1 protein-coding gene is annotated in these 619 nt (G+C 75.9%); it reads left to right on the top strand.

The window, feature by feature from the left end:
- On the top strand, positions 1–619 hold a 619-nt coding region (locus ACTWPP_RS45065), incomplete at both ends, for a hypothetical protein (protein WP_443110629.1).

The raw sequence follows: 619 nt of genomic DNA, 5'->3' as shown, positions 1-619 counted from the left end.
CGACCTGGCCCGCTCCTCGGCCGACGTCGGCCACTCGGGGTACGCCGAGACCGAGGGCTCCGTGCAGCTCCCCGTCGGCGACGACCTCGGCGACGTCGGCGAGCTGCTGGCCGGGAGCAGCCGGCTGCGGGTGTGGTGGCAGGACACCGACGCCTGGCGCGTCGACCGGCTGCTGGTCACCGGCGAGCAGGACCTGGTGCACGAGGGACGGGTCACGACGGCCTACGACTACGAGGACGCGCGCGCCACGGTGACCCTCGACCCCGAGATCCGGCTGCCCCGGACCCCCGACCTGCTGCCCCCGGCCCTGGCCCGCACGGTCCTCGAGGACGCCGCCGAGACCGACGTACGCCGCCTCGAGCCGCGCCGGGTGGCCGGGATCGACGCCGCCGGGCTGCGCTACACCCCGCCCGCGGGCACGAGCACCGTCGACCGTGTCGACGTGTGGCTCGACCCGGCCTCGGGCCTGCCGCTGCGCGTCGAGGTGCGCGCCGCCGGCTCCGCGGACCCCGACGTGGTCACGGCGTTCGAGGACGTCGAGATCGAGCGTCCCGACGACGAGCTCGTCACCTTCCGACCGTCGCCGACGGTCGAGGTCCGCCAGGAGGACACCCTCGAC

Source organism: Actinomadura sp. 3N407 (genome assembly GCF_052245875.1).
Taxonomy (GTDB): Bacteria; Actinomycetota; Actinomycetes; order Streptosporangiales; family Streptosporangiaceae; genus Spirillospora.
This window is presented reverse-complemented; position numbering and strand designations above follow the sequence as displayed.